This is a genomic window from Actinoplanes sp. NPDC089786 (assembly GCF_040684855.1).
In the GTDB taxonomy this organism is placed as follows: Bacteria; Actinomycetota; Actinomycetes; order Mycobacteriales; family Micromonosporaceae; genus Actinoplanes.
Genome location: NZ_JBFBGU010000001.1, coordinates 1 through 16,429 on the forward strand (window position 1 = coordinate 1; position 16,429 = coordinate 16,429).

Consider the following 16,429-nt stretch of genomic DNA (forward strand, 5'->3'; position numbering starts at 1 on the left):
CCGCCAGCGTTCGTCCTGAGCCAGGATCAAACTCTCCAACAAAATCTAGAGATATTTCAAATCCCAGCAACAAACAATCTTGTTGCCAAAGGAATCGCGAGGCAAAACAAAACCTCGCCATAAATTGGCACTGGCTTATCAAGCACCCTGTTGAGTTCTCAAAGAACAACCACACACCGAAGATTTGCCGCCTTGGTAAGCGGCCCGCCCTCGGGGCACTCGTTCAACTTTACTGTCTCGTCCTGGCCCTGTCAACCGGTATCTCCCGGTTCGTGCCGTTCCGTTCCAGTACGTCCTTCCAACCCGCAGCGCGCAGCAAAGCCCCGCACCGTGAACTAGGAGGACTGGCAGGACGGCCATCGCGACTTGCGCCGCGCTCTCGCCCGTTCCCCTGCCGAGAGAGAACATTACCCGGTCGTCCGCCCGCACTCCAAATCGGGGACCAGTGTTCCTCATAATCGCAGGTCAGCGCCGGGTTTTCCTAAGGTTCACCGGGTCGCATGCCCACGGTGGCCAGCGGGTACTAGCGCTCCCATGGCGGTCTTACCGGAGCAACTGAGCACTCCCTACGTACGGGAGCGTCGTAACCGCCCGCCTTCCGCAGCCGGCTGGACCACCCCACGCGCCTCCCTGGACCTGCCCTTCGGCGTGGGCGATCTCGCCGGCCTGAGGGCGGCCGTGGCCGCACATGTCTCGGAGCTCGGGCTCGAGTCACAGCGCCTGGAGGACGTGGTCCTCGTCGTCCACGAGCTCTGCGGCAACGCGATCAGGGACGGCGGCGGCGCCGGCCACCTGACCCTTCGACGCGAGGGCGCCCGCCTGATCTGCCAGGTCAGAGACAACGGCCCCGGCATGAGCGAGGCCGCCATGGCCGCCGGCGGTCTGCCATCACCCCGTACCCCCGGTGGTCGAGGTTTGTGGTTGGCCCGACGTTTCGCGACGGTACGCATCTCGACCGGCCCCAGCGGCACGACCGTCACCGCCGACCTGTCCCTGCGCTGACCCGCCCACCGCACAGCGTGTGACCACCGCGGCCGGGACGCCCACCTCGGTGGGGGGTGGGTTGCGCTGCGCGACGCGCCGCCTCCTCCCCCACCCCGGCACTGGGTGGGCCTGAGAGTAGGCCGGAAATCGGGTGGGGAAGTCGGTTATCCACAGGGCCTGGGTGGCTGTGGATAAGTGGTCAGGCCAGGGCGCGCAGGGCGTCGCCCAGGCCCCGGTGGAACGTGGGGTACGCCCAGATTGTGCTGCTCAGCGTCGCGATCGGGACCTCGGCGTGGACGGCGACCGACAGTGCCCCGAGCGTTTCGCCGCCGGCCGGACCCGCGGTGGTTCCGCCGATCAGGACTCCTCGTTCGCGGTCGGCGATCAGCTTGATGAAGCCGTCGTTGCCGGGGCCGTGGATGAAGCCACGGGACGTCGAGGGCAGGGCGGCGTGTCCGACCTTGATGTCCACGCCGGCGGCGCGGGCCTGGGCCTCGGTGGGGCCGACCGCTCCGATCTCGGGGTCGGTGAAGGTCACCCGGGGGCGGGCTCGGTAGTCGGCGTCGGGGCCGCCCTGGTCGAGGATGTCCCGGACGGCGATGTCGGCCTCGTACATGGCCATGTGGGTGAAGGCGCCGTTGCCGGTGACGTCGCCGACCGCCCAGACGCCGGCGGCGGCGCGCATGCGGGAGTCGGTGGTGAGGAACCGGGTGGCGGGGTCGAGGCCGATCGCCTGCAGGCCGAGGCTCTGCAGGCGGGCGGCTCGGCCGGTGGCGATGAGCAGGCGGTCGCCGGTGACCACGGTCTCGTCGGAAAGCGTGACCGTGAAGCCGGACGCGTCATGGTGGACGTGCTTCGCGCGTACCCCGGTCAGGACTTTGACCTGGTCTCGGGTCAACGCCTCCAGAGCCGTCTGGGAGGACTCGGGTTCTTCGGCCGACAGGATGCGCGGCGCGCCCTCGATGATGGTTACGGCGACGCCGAAGCGGGCCATGACCTGCGAGAGTTCGACGCCGATGGCGCCGCCGCCGAGGACGATCATGCGGTCGGGGAGGGTGCTGGCCTCGATGGCCTGGCGGTTGGTCCAGTACGGGGTGCCGGCCAAGCCGTCGATCGGCGGGATGACGGCGGACGTGCCGGTGGCGATCACGATGCCGCGGGCCGCGGTGAACTCCTGGTTGTCGACGCGGACGCGGCCGGGGGCGGTCAGGGTGGCAGTTCCGCGTACGAAATGGCCGCCTTTGCCGGTGAACCGGTCGACCGCGACCTTGTCGTCCCAGCTGTCGGTGGCTTCCTCGCGGATGCGGCGGGCGACCGGCGCCCAGTCGGGTCGCACGGTGGCCGACCCGGCGACCTGGGGGATCCGGCGGGCCTCGGCGAGCGCGTTGCCGGCCCGGATCATCATCTTGCTGGGGATGCACCCCCAGTACGGGCATTCGCCGCCGACCAGCGTGTGTTCGATGCCGACGACGTTGAGGCCGGCTTCGGCGAGCCGCCCGGCCACCTCCTCGCCACCGACGCCGAGCCCGACCACGACAACGTCCGCTTCGCGCACCTCAGCAGCCATGGGGCTCAGGTTAGGTTACGGAGATGTCGATCGGAGGCGCGCTGCGAGAGGCGTTCGACCAGGATCCGCGGGGCGGTTCGGCGCTGGCTGTGGTCAAGGACGGGCAGGTCGTGGTCGATCTGCGCGAGGGGTGGCGGGACTCGGCCCGGACCGTGCCCTGGGACGCGGACACGCTGGTCAACGTCTATTCGGTGGGTAAGCCGGTGATCGCGCTGGCGGTGCTGATGCTGGTGGAGCGGGGGCGGGTCGGCCTCGATGACCCGATCGCCCGGCATTGGCCGTCCTTCAAGACCGAGGCTTCGGTACGCCAGGCGCTGACGCACACCGCGGGCCTGCCGGCGTTCCCGGTGCCGCGGCCGGCCGAGTCGTGGGCCGAGTGGGACGTGCTCTGCGCCGACCTGGCCGCCGCGTCGCCGGAGTGGCCGCCGGGCACGGTCGCCGCCGAGCACGCGCTGACCTACGGCCATCTGCTGGGTGAGCTGGTACGCCGGGTCGACGGCCGGTCGCCGGCCCGGTTCGTGGCCGAGGAGATCGCCGGGCCGTTCGGCGCCGACCTGGCCTTCGGGCTGGGCCCCGCCGATCGGGCGCGGTGCGCCGAGCTGGAGTTCGACGCGCCGGACTGGCCGGAGCGCAACGCCGGTGAGCCGGGTTCGGTGAAGGAGCGGGCGGTCGGGAACCCGGCCGGCGCCCGCGACCTGGCCGTGGTGAACGGTGAGCTGTGGCGGTCGGCGACCGTCCCGGCGGTGAACATGCATGCGACGGCGCTGGGTGTGGCCCGGTTCTACGACGAGCTGATGCGCCGGCGGGTGGGGGCGATGATGGCGACGGGGCAGTTCACCGGCGTCGATCGCTTCATCGGCGGCGACCCGTTGACGTGGGGGCTGGGCGTGCAGCTCGAGGCGGACGGGACCTGGGGCATGGGTGGGCTGGGCGGCAACGCGGGCTGGGCCGACCCGGGGCGTGGGCTGGCGGTCGCGTACGTGACCAGGCGGTTGGGCGACTTCGCGACGGTCGACCGGATCGAGGCGGCGCTCAACTCCTCAACCGACCGGTCCGACATCCGATTCTGAACCTCCGCGGAACGACGGAACACCAAGCGCGGGGGGACGATTCATGCGAGGGCGATGGCGGTCCGGGCTGGTGGCAGCCGTGCTCATGATGGTCGCGGCCGCGCTGGCGGTGCCCGAGGTGTCGACCGCGGGCAAGGTCAGGATGACCGCGATGCCAGCGGCGACGCGCGCGATGTGGCTGTGGGGCGACAACCCGGCCACCGAGGTGGTCACCTGGGCGGCGCAGCAGGGCGTGTCCGAGATCTTCGTCCACGTCTCGCCGTCGGTCCTGGTGAACGGCGACCTGGCCCGGCTGCAGGACATGCGTGCGCAGGCCGGGGCCCAGAAGATCAAGTTGTCCGCGCTGGGCGGCGACACGTCCTGGGTCACCGACCACCGGGCGGCCCTGGCCTGGCAGAAGACGGCGCTGAAGACCGGCCTCTTCGCCGGCGTGCACCTGGATGTGGAGCCGTACCTGCTCACCGCCTGGTCGACCGACCAGCAGGCGACGCTGAAGTCGTTCCTGAGCCTGCTGGACAAGATGCGCGCGGCGACCTCGCTGCCGTTCGAGGCGGACGTGCCGTTCTGGTACGGCGAGTACCAGGTCGGCAACAAGAACTTCGCGGACGAGGTGCTGCGCCGGGTCACCGCGGTGACCGTGATGAGCTACCGCGACTCCGGCACCGGACCGAACTCGATCATGGCGGTCGGCGAGGACTGGCTGGACCGCGGCGCGGTGCAGGCCAAGCGGGTACGGCTGGGCGCCGAGACCGAGACGCTGCCGGACTGCGCGCACTGCACCTTCCACGAGGAGGGCGCGACCGTGCTCGCGGCCGAGCTGGCCAAGGTCGACGCCGCGACCCGGACCGAGCCGGCCTTCGGGGGGATCGCCGTGCACCGCTACGGAACCTGGCGCACCCTGCCGCAGTGACTGGGAGCGTTTCCACGCCGGTCGGGTGGGAAATACAGCGCGGGTCCCGCCGGCCGAACGGACGAACGCAACGTCGGCGGGACCCGCTTCCCGCCGGCGAACCGACGGAAACTACGGACGCAACCAGACCGCCTCGTCGCGGTGGGACTCCAGCGGTTCCGGGTAGTCGAGGGCACGCCGCTGGGCGTCGGGCAGGCGCCACGGCTGATGCACCGCCTTGCCCTCGATCGAGGCGAGTTCGGGTACGTAGCGACGAACGTACACGCCGTCAGGGTCGAAGCGCTCGCCCTGACGGATCGGGTTGAAGCGACGGTACGGCTTGGTGTCATTTCCGGTCCCGGCCACCCACTGCCAGTTGCCCGAGTTGTTCGGCACGTCGCCGTCGTTCAGCCAGCGGAAGAACCACGCCACGCCGGGCCGCCAGTCGAGGCCGAGGTGCTTGGTGAGGAACGACGCGGTGATCAGCCGGGCGCGGTTGTGCATGTAGCCCTCGGCGCGCAGCTGGCGCATCCCGGCGTCCACCACCGGCACCCCGGTCAGCCCGTCCTGCCAGTGTTGCAGGGCGTCCGAGTCGTCCCGCCAGCCATGGGATTCGCCGGTTCTCCGGAGCGCCTCGGTGGACAGCTTCGGGAAGGCGTACGCGACCTGGTAGTAGAAGTCGCGCCAGCAGAGCTGCCGGACAAAAGCGTCCGGACCTGGGCCGTTCTGCTTGCGCACGGCGTGGGCGAGCGCGAGCGGAGAGACACAACCGAAGCGGAGGTACGCCGAGAGCCGCGACGTTCCGTCGGCCGGCATGTCGTTGTGCCGATCGTCGTACGGCTCGGTGTGCTCGAGCCAGGTGGTGGCCCGGCGGCGCCCGGCCGTCTCGCCGCCGGGCAGCGCGTCCGGTGACTCACCCGTCGGGATGGGGGGCAACTGGCCGGTCGTGAGGCCGTCCGGCAGCGTGACGCTGCGCGGGGTGGCTACCTCGTCCCGCCACTTCGCCCCAGCCCAGGCGCGGTGATACGGGGAGAACACTTTGTAGTGGTCGTTGCCGCCGCCGGGCTTCACGTCACCGGGATCAATAACGGTCACGCCGGGGAAGAGCCGCAACGAGATCCGGTGCTGGGCCGCCTCCGCCTCGAACTTGTCCTGGCGGCGCCGCGCGTAGGCGCTGACGTCGGAGGTGAGCGCGATGCCCTCGGCGTGCACCTCGCGGGCCAGCTTGATCGTCTCGGCCACCGGGTCGCCGCGCCGGATCACCAGGTCGCCGCCCTTGCCAAGCAGCGTCTCCCGGAGGTCGGCCAGGCACTCGTGCAGGAAGCGGGTGCGGTTGGGTGAGAGACCCTGGAGCCTGGGGTCGAGCACGTAGAGCGGGACGACCCGGTCGAAGTTGGCGCAGGCCGCGGCGAGCGCCGGGTTGTCGCGTACGCGCAGATCACGGGTGAACAGGACTACCGCGGTCTTCACGCGAGCACCTCCACCGGCGTTCCGGGCCTGGTCAAGATCGAGCGGATCGCGACGCTCGCGCGGCGGGGGTTCGGGACCGTAGCCCGGCGGGTGAAGACGTCGTAGTCGGCCGCGACCACCTCGTCGAGGATGCCGCCGTAGAGCCGGAACGCGGTGCGCATGCACGCCTGGGAGGCCGGTTGCAGCATCGGGATGCCGGGCGCCGCCCGCCGGTAGTGGTCCTTGGCGACGCTCACCTCGTACCGGATGAGGTCTTTGATCTTGGGGGTGGCCACCCGCCGCTGGAGCTCCTCGCGGCTCACGCCGAAACGCGCCAGATGGTCGTCGGGGAGGTAGGTGCGGCCGCGGTCGAGGTCCTCGGCGACGTCCCGGATGAAGTTGGTGAGCTGGAAGGCGAGGCCGAGCTGGCGGGCCGGCTCACGGGCGGCGACCGGGTCGGGCGAGCCGAGGATGGGCAGCATCATCGTGCCGATCACCGCGGCCGAGCCCTCCATGTAACCCAGCAGGTCGTCGTAGGTGTCGTAGGACGTGACGGTCAGATCCATCGCCATGCTGCGCAGGAACGCGTCGAAGTCGGCCAGGTCGAGGTCGAAGACCGCGATGGTGTGCAGGACGGCCGGGAGCAGCGGGTCGTCGATCGGCTCGCCGCGCAGGCCGGCCAGGAAGCGCTCGGACCACTCGTTGAGCCGCGCCGCGCGCTCGGCCGGCGGCAGATCCTCGGTGCGGTCGACGATCTCGTCGGCGTACCGCGTGAATCCGTACAGCGCGTGCACATGACGGCGCTTCCACGTGGGTAGCAGGCGAGTGGCGAGGTAGTAGGTGCGCCCGTGGCGTCGATGCAGCTCACGGCAGCGTTCGTAGGAGGCGGACAGGTCGTCGCTCATGGTGTCCATCCTAACGAAATCGACTCAGCAATCGACGCAACTCAGAGTCTACGGTACTGTCCAGCACGTGGCCAATGACACCCTCACGGGACATGCGATCCCCCACCAGAGTTGTGGGGAGCCCGGTCTGCACGCCCAGGTCGAGAGCACGTTGGCCGACTTCCTGGCCACCCAGATCGCCACCCTCGACGCCGTCGACCCGGCCCTCGGCGCGTTCGCGCGCGCCGGCCGTGACCTGGTGCTCGGCGGCGGCAAGCGGCTGCGGCCGACCTTCGCCTACTGGGGCTGGCGCGGCGTCGCCGACCCGGCCGAGCCGCACGAACCACTCGAGCCGATCGTCCCGGCGCTCGCCGCGCTCGAACTCATGCACACCTTCGCCCTCGTGCACGACGACGTGATGGACGAATCGGCCACCCGGCGTGGCGCACCCACCGCCCACCGCATCTTCGCCGCGCGGCACGACCACGATCAGGGGCGCGGCGACGCCGTCAAGTTCGGCGAAACCTCGGCGATCCTGCTCGGCGACCTCTGCCTGGTCTGGGCCGACCAGCTGATGGCCCGGGCCGCGCTGAGCCCGGCCACGCTCTTCGCCGTACGCGGCCGGTATGACCGGATGCGCGTGGAAACCGTGGCGGGACAATACCTCGACGTGCTCGGCGAGACCCGGCCGGACGACTGGTCGCTGGAACGCGCGCTGCTCGTCGCCCGCTACAAGACGGCCAAGTACACCGTGCAGCGGCCGCTCCAGTTCGGGCTCACCCTGGCCGGGGCCGACTCGCGGTCCGACACCGACGCCGCGTACGCCCGATACGGCTCCCGCGTCGGCGAGGCCTTCCAGCTGCGCGACGACCTGCTCAGCGTGTACGGCGACCCGATGGTCACCGGCAAACCGACCGGCGACGACCTGCGTACCGGAAAACCCACCGCCCTGCTCATGCTGGCCCGCCGGTTCGCGACCCCCGCGCAGCTGGCCGAACTCGCACCCGACCGCACCCTCGCCGCCGACGGGGCCCGGATCGAACGGATGGCCTCGGTCATCCAGGAGACCGGGGCGCCCGAACGCGTCGAGGCGCTGATCCGCCGCCGCGTTGACGAAGGGCTGGCCGCATTGCAAGAGGCACCGATCCACCCCGACGCGTGTGACGCGCTGACCCACCTGGCCGTCGCCGCCGCGAACCGACCGGCATGATGAACGCCGTGCGAACCGTGACGGGACCGACCGATCGAGTCGTCGTGGTCGGGGCCGGCCTGGCCGGGCTCTCCTGCGCGCTCTACCTCGCCGCGGCCGGACGCGAGGTGACCGTGGTCGAGCGCGAACTGGTCCCCGGCGGCCGAGCCGGACGGCTGTCGGTCGACGGGTACGACTTCGACACCGGACCGACCGTGCTCACCATGCCGTCGCTGATCGAGGAGCCGCTGAACGCGGTGGGCGAGAACCTCGCCGACTGGCTCGAGCTGACGCCGCTCGACCCGGCCTACCGCGCCTACTATCCGGACGGGTCCACGCTGGACGTGCGGACCGACACGGTCCGGATGGCGGCCGAGGTCTCCCGGGTCTGCGGGCCGCGCGAGGCGGACGGATACCTGCGGTTCGTCGACTACTCGCGCCGGCTGTGGGAGCTGGAACGCGACCACTTCATCGACAAGAACCTCGACACCCCGCTCGACCTGGTCAACCTCAACCTGCTCAAGCTGCTCGGGATGGGTGGCTTCGGCCGGCTGCAACCGAAGATCGACCAGTTCTTCCGCGATCCGCGTACCCGCCGGATCTTCTCCTTCCAAGCCATGTACGCCGGGCTCGCCCCGCAGGACGCGCTCGCCATCTACGCGGTGATCGCCTACCTCGACTCGGTCGCCGGCGTGTACTACCCCAAGGGCGGCATGCACGCCGTGCCCACCGCGCTCGCCGGGGCCGCCGCCAAACACGGGGTGCGATTCCGGTACGGGACGACGGTCGCGTCCGTCGACGTCGCCGGCCGCCGCGCGACCGGAGTCATCACCACCGACGGCGAACGCATCCCGGCCGACGTGGTCGTCCTCAATCCCGACCTGCCGGTGGCCTTCGCGCTGACCGGATCGGCGTACCCGCGCCGGCTCCGCTACTCGCCGTCCTGTGTGGTGCTGCACGTCGGGTCGAAGGCGTCGTACTCGAAGATCGCCCACCACAACATCCACTTCGGGGGCGCCTGGAAGGGCACCTTCGACGAGGTGATCCGGCGCGGTGAGCTGATGAGCGACCCGTCGCTGCTGGTGACCCACCCCACGCCCGACACCTTCTACGTGCTGGCGCCGACGCCGAACCTCGACACCGCCCCGCTCGACTGGGCCCGGCTCGGCCCGGTCTACGCCGACCAGCTGATGGCCGAGCTGGAACGCCGCGGCTACATCGGTTTCCGGGACGGCGTGGAAGTGCTGCGCATCGTGACGCCCGCCGACTGGGAGGCGCAGGGCATGGCGGCCGGCACCCCGTTCGCGGCGGCGCACTCGTTCACCCAGACCGGGCCTTTCCGGCCCGGCAACCTACATCCGAAGCTGGAGAACGTGGTGTTCACCGGGTCGGGCACGCAACCTGGAGTGGGGGTACCGATGGTGCTGATCTCGGGCAAACTCGCGGCCGCACGGGTGGTCGGCGCGTGAACCGGGAGTCACACCTGGTGGAACTGGTCGACGCGGACGGCGCGGCGATCGGGTCGATGACCGTGGACGAGGCGCACCGCGCGCCCGGCCAGCTGCACCGGGCGTTCTCGGTGCTGCTGCGCGACCCCGACGGGCGGGTGCTGCTCCAGCAGCGGGCGGCGGTGAAGACCCGCTTCCCGTTGCGCTGGGGGAACACCGCCTGCGGACATCCCGGGCCCGGCGAAGACCTGGTCGCCGCGGCGGCCCGGCGCCTCGAGGAAGAGATCGGCATCAGCGGGGTCACGCTGTCGGTGGTCGGCGTGTACCCGTACTACGCGGAAGACCCGGCCAGCGGACGCGTCGAATACGAGTACGACCATGTGCTCATCGGCACCGTCCCCGCCGCCGTTCCCACCGGCCCCGACCCGGCCGAAGTGGCCGCGCTGCGCTGGGCGCCGGCCGACGAGCTGCGCGACCAGGTGGCCGCCGACAGCCGCACCTACGTCCCGTGGCTCCGGGGCGTCCTCGGGGTCGCCGCCGACGCCCCCGCCCCTGATTCCCCCGTCCCTGGCTCCTCCGCCCAGCCCATGTCCTCCGTCCCCTCCGCTCCGCAGGGCATGCGGGGCGGTGATGGATGAGGCGCTGACGGCCGGGGCGGTCGCACGCCGCCTCGGCGTCGCCGTCACCACGTTGCGCACCTGGCACCAGCGGTACGGGCTGGGGCCGAGCCAGCACGCGCCCGGACAGCACCGGCGGTACACCTCCGACGACATGGACCGGCTCCAGGTCATGCGTCGCCTCACCGCACAGGGTGTGGCGCCGGCCGAGGCGGCGGCCTGGGCGAGGCGCATGCCCGTACCCATCGAGAACACCGCGCCGGCCGACCCCGCCTGGACCACCGACCCGCCGGAAACAACCGCCCGCGACGGCGGCGGCCACGCCATCCCCGTCGGACGCGCCGGAGCAACCGCCCGGGGCCTGGCCCGCGCCGCCATCCGCCTCGACGCCGCGGCCCAGCGCGACATCCTCGAGATGACCATCTCCCGCCGCGGCGTCGTCCGCGCCTGGGACGAGGTGATCATGCCGGTGCTGTTCGGCATCGGCGAGCGCTACGCCGCCACCCTCAAGTACATCGAGGTCGAACACCTGCTCTCCCGCACGGTCACGGAAACCCTGGGCGCCGTCTCCCGCCCGCCCGTCGGCGTGACCCCCCGCATCCTGCTGACCGCGGCCAACGAGGAACAGCACACCCTCCCGCTCGAGGCCCTGGCCGCGGCCCTGGCCGAAGCCGGCTTCGCCAGCCGCCTGCTGGGCGCCCGGGTACCCCCCGACGCCCTGGCCGGCGCCGTCGAACGCACCGGCCCCACGGTGGTCGTGATCTGGTCACAGACCCCCGGGACCGCCGACACCGCCCACCTCGACCGCCTGCTGACCGGCCCGCACCGCCCCTTCCTGGTGGCCGCCGCCGGCCCCGGCTGGAACAAGCAGGATCTGCCCGCCGAGGTCCCCCTGCTGGGCGGCCTGACCGAGGCCCTCCAGGTCGTAACCGCCGCAGCCGCCGCATAGCCCCAGGTCACAGCGATATCGGATACCGGTTTGGAGGGGAGCATGAGGATCACGTATGCTTTCCAAGCCTCAAGCGGGGGGCTCGGTTGGGGCAAACAACCGGCACCATTGCGGGTATGCAATGATGGCGCAGTTGCCCTCATCGTCTAGTGGCCCAGGACGCCGCCCTTTCAAGGCGGTAGCACGGGTTCGAATCCCGTTGGGGGTACGGCAACTGAATAGCAAGGTCCTGTGGAGCAGTTGGAGTGCTCGCCGCCCTGTCAAGGCGGAGGTCGCGGGTTCAAGTCCCGTCAGGACCGCCAAGTACCATCACGGCCAGGTAGCTCAGTTGGTACGAGCGTCCGACTGAAAATCGGAAGGTCGGCGGTTCGACCCCGCCCCTGGCCACGAGTCGTCCGGCGGTCTCCTGCTCGCATAGTGCGCGAGCCGGTGGCCGCCTCGTTATTTTGCTCCGGGGGCCGAGCCCCCGGAAGCCCCGCGCTGCAATGGTCGCGCCTGGTGGCATTCCCCCGGTTGATTGATCCCGAATCGGGGCTTCGCCTGTTGTGGTTCCGTCGAGCGGCTACCCAGCCTGCGGCCGACCGTGCCACCCGAGTCCTACATTCGCGTTGCGGCCGTACAGCCAGATGCCCGCGATAGTCAGACTTCGCCGTCCGGCCCTTCGCAACGCCGCGCCGGTTGGTTCAGGACGCGTCGGATTTACTTGCCGGAGGTTTCGTCGAGGAGTTGGAGCAGGTCGTAGGCGGCTCGCTCGACGTCCTTGTGGCGCCACTCGGCTGCTCGGTAGACGCAGGCGATCAGGCCGGAGCGGTGGACCCGGCGGAGGTCGCCGTAGGTGAAGGCGTAGCGGGACTTGGTCTCGTCGGTGGCGCCCTCGGTCAGGCCCAGGAACCACTCGGCGTACTGCGCCCACGAATGGTTCTCGAGGTACTTGTTCTCGTCGTCGGCCCGGGGTTGAGAATCGCCCCAGTCGCTGTCGAGGACGTACTGCTTGGCCTCGATCAGTTTGCGGGCGTGGGCGACGCCGGACGGGTTCAGCTCGTACTTGGCCATGGGAACCACGCTAAACCCGGAGTGACCACGCACGCAGAATGAAGGGTGCGCGGCTCCGTTCTGGCCGCGCCAGCGGCCTGGAGCCTCGCGCCCGGCCTCGGCGGGAGCAGCGGTCAGTGCCACCCGCCCAGCTACGACATCCAGCTCTTGATCTTAAAGAGAGCGCCTCGGCGGGAGCTGCGGTCTGTACCCACCACCCAGGTACGAAATGAAGATCTTGAAGTGGGGGAAACGCTGGCCGGTCGGCGGTGGGGTGCGTCCGTTGGGCCGCTGCCGGGAAGCCCGCGCGCGCGATGGAGTGGGGACGTGAACGACGACAAGCGCGCCGTGTGGCCGTGGCTGGTCCTCGTGATCGCGGTGGTGTTCGCGGCGTCGGGGGGCTGGTTCGCCTACCGCAAGATCGCGGTCAAGGACCCGGGGATCGTGGCGTGTGAGGCGATGGCCGCGGGCGACCGGTCGTACGCCGGTCAGGAGCCGGACACGAAGCTGACCGAGCCGGAGTACCGGAAGGTCCGGAAGGTGTTCGCCGATTCGCGCTACGACGACATCCGCGACCACGGCACGAAGCTGATCGACGTGGTGTGGCAGGCCGGCCAGGCGGGCGAGAACAATCTCGTCTACCTGCAGCCGCTGGCCACCCAGCTGACCGGCCTCCAGTCGGCCTGCGCCGATCAGGGCATCTTCATCAACCTGCGGCCGGTGGCCGCGGCGTCGTCCGAGCCCGCGATCGCCGCCTGCGACGACATGTTCCCGGCGGCGGGCCCGATCACCGCGCCCGCCTCGACGAAGGAATGCAAGGGCGCCGACGGAGTGACGATGCTCGTGACCGCGATGTCGTGCACCGACGGTCGCCGGCTGTTCCAGCTGATCGTGCCCGGTGGGACCCAGGCGACCAGCTATGGCTTCGGAGGCGACAAGCCGCACCCGCTCAGCGACGGCACCTACGCCGCGGCGCTGACCGGATGCTTGGACTGACGGGTCAGACCGCCGGCGGCAACCCGCCGTCGCCGTCGACCACCGCGTCGGGCGTGCCGTCCTGGTCGAGGTCGACCATCGTGATGTCGACCTTGCCGTCGCCGTTGGTGTCGAACTGGAACAGGTCGGGCTTGCCGTCGCCGTCGGTGTCGGCAACCCAGACGTCGGGCTTGCCGTCGCCCGTCGTGTCGGTCGCGATCAGGTCGACGCGGTCGTCGCCACGGGTCTCGACGACTTCTTGCGGCTCGGTCATGGGGCCTCCTAGAACGATTCTCCGTCGAACCATAGGGGGCGGACACCACCTGCGCGACCGGTAGCGTCACGGCCTGTGGATAACTACATCGGCCCGGCCGGGGTGCTCGGCGATCGGATGGGCATCGAGTTCCTCGAGGCGTCGCCCGAACGGGTGGTCGCCACGATGCCGGTGGAGGGGAACACCCAGCCGTACTCGCTGCTGCACGGGGGCGCCTCGTGCGTGCTGGCCGAGTCGCTCGGTTCGGTGGGGGCGGCGCTGCACGGGCAGACCGTCGACCGGCCGGTCTCGCTGGGCGTCGACATCAGTGCGACCCATCACAAAGCGGTACGTTCCGGGCTGGTCACCGGCACGGCGACACCGCTGCACCGGGGCCGGACGGTGGCCACCTACGAGATCGTCATCACCGACGAGGCGGGTGACCGGGTGTGCACGGCCAGGCTGACCTGCCTGCTTCGTGCCGCATGATCGCTGCACACCTTGACGGAACCACGTACGTTCTTTCCGTGACCGATGTACCACAGCATGCGCTCGACGACGCTACGCAGGTGCTCCACTGCGCGCTCAGCGGCGACAGTGATGCCGTGGTCGGCACGTTCGACGCCGTGGTCGACCGCTCCGGGGTGGTGGGCGCCTACGACGTGGCCTGGTGTCTGGCCGCGACCATGGTCGGGCAGAACGTGCCGCTCGGCGGCGCCTGGACGCTCGACTTCCCCGGCATCGACGACGCGCGCTACGACAAGCGCTGGGTGGCACGGTTCGTCAGCGCGTACGTCAACGGCGACGTCTCCACCGGCGAGGCCCTGTTCAGCGCCGCGATCACCGACGGCCAGCTGCCCGAGTGCCTGCTGGCGCTGGCCGGCTCGACGATCGCGACATTGCGACACCGCGCGGCCTAGTCGTCGCCGCCCTTGAGGTAGAGGGCCTTCGCGTACTGGACCGCCGCGGCCTGGTTGTACATGGTGGCCTGGCTCATGTACCACCCGTTGTCGGACAGCGCCTTCTTCGCCGCGGTCATGCCCGACCAGCGGATGTCCGCGTCGACCTGGGACAGCCCGCGCGCCTTGAACTGGCGTCGCATCTGCTGCTTGCCGGCTTGGAACGCCTCGGCCGCCTCTTCGGCCTGCTTCATGCAGGCCATGCCCTTCTCGCTCAGGGCCTCCGCGAACGTGTATGCCGCCTGCTCCGCGCCGTTCTTGAACTTCAGCAACGTCGCTCCTCCCTGGATGCCGACCCCGATGTTCTCTGTTGCGATACGTAACCGGAGTCCCGAGCGACGTCCCTGCGCTGAGGATGCAGAAAAGGGCAATTTACCGGCGGTTTCGCGGCCGGCGAAGGTCCATCCAGCGTGAAGAGGAAACTACAGAGAGTCAAAATCAGGATGTCGTATGTAGGTGGGTGGCGCCGACCGTCGCTCCCGCCGAGGCCGGCCACGCGGCTCCTGGCCGCTGACGCGTCCAAAACAGAGCCGCGCGGCCTTCATTCTGCGTGCGTGGTCACCCTCTCAAGAGCTTTGCCTTCTGCTCGTCGAACTCATCGCGGGTCAACAGCTCGAGCTCGACCAGCCGGGCCAGCTTGGTCAACTCGTCGGCGACCGATCCTTCCTCGGCCGGGCGCCGGCCGATGGCTCCCGCCGCGGCGCCGCGGCGGCCGATCGCTTCCGCCACCGCGTCGCGCAGCGCGGCGAATTGCGGCTCCTGGCGTCGGCTGAACACGATGTCGGCGCCGGTCGGGGGCGTTCCACCGGCCGAACGGAACTTGATGAAGCCACTGAGCAGGGAACCGGCGGGGCGCAGCTCGACGTCGGCGATGGCGCTGACCGGGATTCGCTGGTCGAACGGCGTACCGAGAAGGCGGCTCCGGGTGAGGATGATCTCGGCGCCGTCGAAGGTGACCGTGCCGTTCTGGCCGCGCGCTTCCAGATGATTCATCGCGTTCCTCCCCGTCGATGCGCCTCGCCGGACCCTACCGGTCGAGCTGAGCCTTCGCGGTGCGGAACGCCGCGTCGACGGCCTCGGCCAGCGGCGCCCGCCGATGATCGTCGGAGAGGATCTCGACCCCCCACGGCCCGTGCCAGCCGGCCACGCGCAACGCCGTGATGACGCCGGCCAGGTCGAAGGCTCCTTCACCGCACAGGCGCCGCCGGGTGACGGTGTCTTCGAACAGCGTGCCGACCGGTTCGGCGTCCGCGTCGTTGAGCTCGACACCGACGATGAACCGCACCGGGACGTCGGCCAGCTCGGCCGGCGGCGTGTGCGCCCGCTCGGTGTGCCAGACGTCGATGATCAGACCGCCGGCCGGGTGATCCGCCGCGCCGGCGATGGCCAGCCCGTCGTGCACGGTCTTGACGTTGGACCAGGGCAGAAACTCCAGACCGACCCGGGTCCCGGCATCCGCCGCCTGGCCGGCCAGGGTGGCGAACTCGGCCACCCAGTGGTCCGCCGGGTTTCGCCGATCCTGGATCCGCCGCGCCGGGTTCCGCCGCGCCGGGTTCCGCATCGGCTTCCTCAGTGGGCTCCTCGGCGGGCATGCGCGGCCGCCAGGGCCGCGGCAACCTGCGCGCCGACGGTCACCGCAGTCGGATGCGACAGCTCACCCTCGGCCAGCAGCGAGCCCAGCGACCGCCCCGGCACCAGCTCCATCACCACGAACGGCAGCCCGGCCTCGGTCTCGCCGACGTCATACACCTCGGCGACGAACCGGTCCCGAAGCCGCCCGGCCGCCCGGATCCGATCGAGCAGCCGCGCGCGCTGCGCCACCTCCGGTGACAGCACCTTGACCGCGACCTCACGACCAAGAACGTCGTCATATGCCCGCCACACCATCGACGAGCGACCGACGCCGAGCTGGTCCACCAACCGATACCGATCAGCCACCCTGGTCATCGCCACAATTGTCGATGCCGCGACGGCTGGGCCGGTGAGACTTCAGGCGTTCTTTATGAAGACATGAGGGTCAGCGCAGCGGCGTGACGTCGGTGTCGGCGGCGTGCAGCAGCTCGCCGCAGTGGGAGCAGCGGATCTCGGCGACGGTCGGGTGGGCCGCACGAAGGGGATAGGCGCGCCCGGCTGACCACCGGCGAGGAACCACCTGGTGGCGCCG

General features: G+C 70.4%; 20 protein-coding genes and 3 tRNA genes. 13 read left to right on the forward strand and 10 right to left on the reverse strand.

Going from position 1 to position 16,429, the window contains the following annotated elements:
* The first annotated feature begins 534 nt into the window (after nucleotides 1-534).
* Nucleotides 535-1,002 (forward strand): ATP-binding protein, encoded by a 468-nt coding sequence (locus AB0O15_RS00005; RefSeq protein ID WP_364311840.1) that lies wholly within the window; start codon nucleotides 535-537, stop codon nucleotides 1,000-1,002.
* Nucleotides 1,003-1,183: 181 nt separating this feature from the next.
* On the opposite strand, the gene AB0O15_RS00010 is transcribed toward AB0O15_RS00005, so the two are convergent.
* Nucleotides 1,184-2,551, reverse strand: a complete 1,368-nt coding sequence (locus AB0O15_RS00010) for an NAD(P)/FAD-dependent oxidoreductase (RefSeq protein WP_364311842.1) — start codon at nucleotides 2,549-2,551, stop codon at nucleotides 1,184-1,186.
* A gap of 23 nt (nucleotides 2,552-2,574) precedes the next feature.
* Between AB0O15_RS00010 and AB0O15_RS00015 the strand changes: the two genes are divergently transcribed.
* Nucleotides 2,575-3,621, forward strand: a complete 1,047-nt coding sequence (locus AB0O15_RS00015) for a serine hydrolase domain-containing protein (RefSeq protein WP_364311845.1) — start codon at nucleotides 2,575-2,577, stop codon at nucleotides 3,619-3,621.
* A gap of 70 nt (nucleotides 3,622-3,691) precedes the next feature.
* The gene (locus AB0O15_RS00020; RefSeq protein ID WP_364311848.1) at nucleotides 3,692-4,531 is read left to right on the forward strand and encodes a hypothetical protein; all 840 of its coding nucleotides are present in this window, start codon (nucleotides 3,692-3,694) and stop codon (nucleotides 4,529-4,531) included.
* A gap of 111 nt (nucleotides 4,532-4,642) precedes the next feature.
* Here the strand turns inward: AB0O15_RS00020 and AB0O15_RS00025 are convergent, their stop codons facing one another.
* Nucleotides 4,643-5,980: a deoxyribodipyrimidine photo-lyase gene (locus tag AB0O15_RS00025; RefSeq protein ID WP_364311850.1), complete on the reverse strand. Its 1,338-nt coding sequence runs from the start codon at nucleotides 5,978-5,980 to the stop codon at nucleotides 4,643-4,645.
* Nucleotides 5,977-6,864, reverse strand: a complete 888-nt coding sequence (locus tag AB0O15_RS00030) for a phytoene/squalene synthase family protein (RefSeq protein ID WP_364311852.1) — start codon at nucleotides 6,862-6,864, stop codon at nucleotides 5,977-5,979. Before AB0O15_RS00030 ends, AB0O15_RS00025 begins: the two co-directional genes overlap by 4 nt.
* 127 nt (nucleotides 6,865-6,991) lie before the next feature.
* Here AB0O15_RS00030 and AB0O15_RS00035 point away from each other — a divergent pair, with 127 nt between their 5' ends.
* The 7 genes from AB0O15_RS00035 (at nucleotide 6,992) to AB0O15_RS00065 (ending at nucleotide 11,433) form a co-directional block, all read left to right on the forward strand.
* A complete protein-coding gene (locus tag AB0O15_RS00035; RefSeq protein ID WP_364316893.1) occupies nucleotides 6,992-8,053 on the forward strand; it encodes a polyprenyl synthetase family protein in 1,062 nt (353 codons plus the stop codon).
* An 8-nt stretch (nucleotides 8,054-8,061) separates the two neighbouring features.
* Nucleotides 8,062-9,501 carry a phytoene desaturase family protein gene (crtI, locus tag AB0O15_RS00040; protein ID WP_364311855.1) on the forward strand — a complete coding sequence of 480 codons (1,440 nt, stop codon included), beginning with the start codon at nucleotides 8,062-8,064 and terminating at the stop codon, nucleotides 9,499-9,501.
* Complete coding sequence (idi, locus tag AB0O15_RS00045; protein WP_364311856.1) at nucleotides 9,498-10,118, forward strand: isopentenyl-diphosphate Delta-isomerase; 621 nt, start codon at nucleotides 9,498-9,500, stop codon at nucleotides 10,116-10,118. Before crtI ends, idi begins: the two co-directional genes overlap by 4 nt.
* Nucleotides 10,108-11,046: a MerR family transcriptional regulator gene (locus AB0O15_RS00050; protein ID WP_364311859.1), complete on the forward strand. Its 939-nt coding sequence runs from the start codon at nucleotides 10,108-10,110 to the stop codon at nucleotides 11,044-11,046. The genes idi and AB0O15_RS00050 overlap by 11 nt, the downstream gene beginning before the upstream one ends.
* Before the next feature lie 135 nt (nucleotides 11,047-11,181).
* Nucleotides 11,182-11,254 (forward strand) — tRNA-Glu (locus AB0O15_RS00055).
* Nucleotides 11,255-11,271: 17 nt separating this feature from the next.
* A tRNA-Asp gene (locus AB0O15_RS00060) sits at nucleotides 11,272-11,348 on the forward strand.
* An 11-nt stretch (nucleotides 11,349-11,359) separates the two neighbouring features.
* Nucleotides 11,360-11,433 (forward strand) — tRNA-Phe (locus AB0O15_RS00065).
* Between the two features lie 312 nt (nucleotides 11,434-11,745).
* On the opposite strand, the gene AB0O15_RS00070 is transcribed toward AB0O15_RS00065, so the two are convergent.
* Nucleotides 11,746-12,099: a hypothetical protein gene (locus AB0O15_RS00070; RefSeq protein ID WP_364311862.1), complete on the reverse strand. Its 354-nt coding sequence runs from the start codon at nucleotides 12,097-12,099 to the stop codon at nucleotides 11,746-11,748.
* Between the two features lie 306 nt (nucleotides 12,100-12,405).
* Here AB0O15_RS00070 and AB0O15_RS00075 point away from each other — a divergent pair, with 306 nt between their 5' ends.
* The gene (locus AB0O15_RS00075) at nucleotides 12,406-13,074 is read left to right on the forward strand and encodes a hypothetical protein (RefSeq protein WP_364311865.1); all 669 of its coding nucleotides are present in this window, start codon (nucleotides 12,406-12,408) and stop codon (nucleotides 13,072-13,074) included.
* Between the two features lie 4 nt (nucleotides 13,075-13,078).
* Here AB0O15_RS00075 and AB0O15_RS00080 read toward each other — a convergent pair whose 3' ends face one another.
* On the reverse strand, nucleotides 13,079-13,327 hold the full coding sequence (locus AB0O15_RS00080) for a hypothetical protein (RefSeq protein ID WP_364311867.1): 249 nt from the start codon (nucleotides 13,325-13,327) through the stop codon (nucleotides 13,079-13,081).
* Between the two features lie 75 nt (nucleotides 13,328-13,402).
* Between AB0O15_RS00080 and AB0O15_RS00085 the strand changes: the two genes are divergently transcribed.
* Nucleotides 13,403-13,795 (forward strand): hotdog fold thioesterase, encoded by a 393-nt coding sequence (locus AB0O15_RS00085; protein ID WP_364311869.1) that lies wholly within the window; start codon nucleotides 13,403-13,405, stop codon nucleotides 13,793-13,795.
* A gap of 38 nt (nucleotides 13,796-13,833) precedes the next feature.
* A complete protein-coding gene (locus AB0O15_RS00090) occupies nucleotides 13,834-14,226 on the forward strand; it encodes a hypothetical protein (protein ID WP_364311872.1) in 393 nt (130 codons plus the stop codon).
* On the opposite strand, the gene AB0O15_RS00095 is transcribed toward AB0O15_RS00090, so the two are convergent.
* From AB0O15_RS00095 to AB0O15_RS00115, 5 genes are all read right to left on the reverse strand, one after another.
* Nucleotides 14,223-14,537 (reverse strand): hypothetical protein, encoded by a 315-nt coding sequence (locus AB0O15_RS00095; RefSeq protein ID WP_364311874.1) that lies wholly within the window; start codon nucleotides 14,535-14,537, stop codon nucleotides 14,223-14,225. The genes AB0O15_RS00090 and AB0O15_RS00095 overlap by 4 nt on opposite strands.
* A gap of 286 nt (nucleotides 14,538-14,823) precedes the next feature.
* On the reverse strand, nucleotides 14,824-15,258 hold the full coding sequence (locus tag AB0O15_RS00100; protein WP_364311876.1) for a DUF4429 domain-containing protein: 435 nt from the start codon (nucleotides 15,256-15,258) through the stop codon (nucleotides 14,824-14,826).
* A 34-nt stretch (nucleotides 15,259-15,292) separates the two neighbouring features.
* Nucleotides 15,293-15,826, reverse strand: a complete 534-nt coding sequence (locus AB0O15_RS00105; RefSeq protein ID WP_364311878.1) for a TIM barrel protein — start codon at nucleotides 15,824-15,826, stop codon at nucleotides 15,293-15,295.
* Nucleotides 15,827-15,834: 8 nt separating this feature from the next.
* Nucleotides 15,835-16,212 carry a phosphotransferase gene (locus AB0O15_RS00110; RefSeq protein ID WP_364311880.1) on the reverse strand — a complete coding sequence of 126 codons (378 nt, stop codon included), beginning with the start codon at nucleotides 16,210-16,212 and terminating at the stop codon, nucleotides 15,835-15,837.
* Between the two features lie 70 nt (nucleotides 16,213-16,282).
* Complete coding sequence (locus tag AB0O15_RS00115) at nucleotides 16,283-16,417, reverse strand: hypothetical protein (protein WP_364311883.1); 135 nt, start codon at nucleotides 16,415-16,417, stop codon at nucleotides 16,283-16,285.
* Nucleotides 16,418-16,429 lie beyond the last annotated feature (12 nt).

Bases quoted from the DNA above. Each gene is read 5' to 3' on its own strand.
- AB0O15_RS00005 (WP_364311840.1), top strand. From the start codon at position 535: ATGGCGGTCTTACCGGAGCAACTGAGCACTCCCTACGTACGGGAGCGT.
- AB0O15_RS00010 (WP_364311842.1), bottom strand. From the start codon at position 2,551: ATGGCTGCTGAGGTGCGCGAAGCGGACGTTGTCGTGGTCGGGCTCGGC.
- AB0O15_RS00015 (WP_364311845.1), top strand. From the start codon at position 2,575: ATGTCGATCGGAGGCGCGCTGCGAGAGGCGTTCGACCAGGATCCGCGG.
- AB0O15_RS00030 (WP_364311852.1), bottom strand. From the start codon at position 6,864: ATGAGCGACGACCTGTCCGCCTCCTACGAACGCTGCCGTGAGCTGCAT.
- AB0O15_RS00070 (WP_364311862.1), bottom strand. From the start codon at position 12,099: ATGGCCAAGTACGAGCTGAACCCGTCCGGCGTCGCCCACGCCCGCAAA.
- AB0O15_RS00080 (WP_364311867.1), bottom strand. From the start codon at position 13,327: ATGACCGAGCCGCAAGAAGTCGTCGAGACCCGTGGCGACGACCGCGTC.
- AB0O15_RS00100 (WP_364311876.1), bottom strand. From the start codon at position 15,258: ATGAATCATCTGGAAGCGCGCGGCCAGAACGGCACGGTCACCTTCGAC.
- AB0O15_RS00105 (WP_364311878.1), bottom strand. From the start codon at position 15,826: ATGCGGAACCCGGCGCGGCGGAACCCGGCGCGGCGGATCCAGGATCGG.
- AB0O15_RS00110 (WP_364311880.1), bottom strand. From the start codon at position 16,212: ATGACCAGGGTGGCTGATCGGTATCGGTTGGTGGACCAGCTCGGCGTC.